We start from the raw sequence: 1,115 nt of genomic DNA, 5'->3' as shown, positions 1-1,115 counted from the left end.
GCAGATCTTCGCCCGACCGTCATCCGACGATCAACCAGGAGATACACGGACGTCAAAGGGGTCGCGGATTGATCAACACGAGCCATGTTAACTCTTCGTGATCCTTTGAATTGCCTCTGTTGCATCGTCGGGCGTCAGCCTATGCTCGCCCCTTGGGTACCGCGCAAGCCGCCGACACCGACCCCGGCGGATGACCACGGGGATTGTCAGCACCACACCTACGACCATCAACTTCGGCAAATGTTCCAGATCCGGATGAGGCCATCCGGGCGCGATCCGGCACGCCCTGAAACGCCCCTCATCCGGCGGCTGACCGGCGGAAACGAGGAGGGCCAGCGATGCGGGTACGACGCGCAGGCCGCTTCTCCGGCGCGGCGCTCACCCTCCTGACGGTCCTGGGAGGCACCCTGGCCTGCGGTTCGGTTCCGGGTACGGACCTCGATCCTGGCGACGGCTTCCCGGCCGGCCGGCAGAGCAGACCGGCCCCGGCCAGCAGCGCGGAAATCGCCACCGCCAGCCAGGCCGCACTCGCTGCCTATGCCGGATATCTCGACGCTTCCCGCGAGGCCAGCAGGGTCGGCGACCCGTTTCACCCGGCCCTGCCGAAATACCTGGCCGACCCGCTGCTCACCCGGGTACGGCTCACCATTCGGACCGCCAAGGAGCATGGCGCGATGCGTACCGGCACCCTCAAGTCGGACCCCGTCGTCACCTCGGTCGACCTGGACAACGTCCCGGCGACCGTGGAGATCCAGGACTGCCTGGACGCGACCGGCTACCGACTCGTCGACGTCAAGACCAAGAAGGCCGTACCCGGGACCAGTGGTCGCCGCTACCTGGCCACCGCCACCGCCACCCGGTTCGCCGGGCGCTGGTTGATCAGTGCCGGGGCGGCCCACGAGGAGCAGCCATGCTGACCTGGGGAGGTGCGGTCACCCCGGCCCCACGGGACCGGGCCGGGGTGATCCGCCGGCTGCTGGGCCTCACCGCCGCCGCCCTGGTGCTGCTGCTCGCCGCTCCGGTCGTACCGGTGACCGCCGGCCCGGCCGGTGGGGAGTGCCCACCGGGTTCGAACGACTGCAACGTCTGGGACGACGAGCCGGGCCAGCCGGGCG

The 1,115-nt window shown here is 69.4% G+C and carries 1 protein-coding gene and 1 pseudogene; both read left to right on the top strand.

Going from position 1 to position 1,115, the window contains the following annotated elements; translation table 11 throughout:
* Positions 1 to 338: 338 nt before the first annotated feature.
* Positions 339 to 917: a hypothetical protein gene (locus GSF22_RS33765; protein WP_208817940.1), complete on the top strand. Its 579-nt coding sequence runs from the start codon at positions 339 to 341 to the stop codon at positions 915 to 917.
* A pseudogene (locus GSF22_RS33760) lies at positions 911 to 1,115 on the top strand (hypothetical protein); the annotation flags it as partial. The gene GSF22_RS33765 and the pseudogene GSF22_RS33760, both read left to right, overlap by 7 nt.

This window comes from Micromonospora echinofusca (genome assembly GCF_017614955.1).
Classification (GTDB): Bacteria; Actinomycetota; Actinomycetes; order Mycobacteriales; family Micromonosporaceae; genus Micromonospora; species Micromonospora echinofusca_A.
This window is presented reverse-complemented; position numbering and strand designations above follow the sequence as displayed.

Bases quoted from the DNA above. Each gene is read 5' to 3' on its own strand.
- GSF22_RS33765 (WP_208817940.1), top strand. From the start codon at position 339: ATGCGGGTACGACGCGCAGGCCGCTTCTCCGGCGCGGCGCTCACCCTC.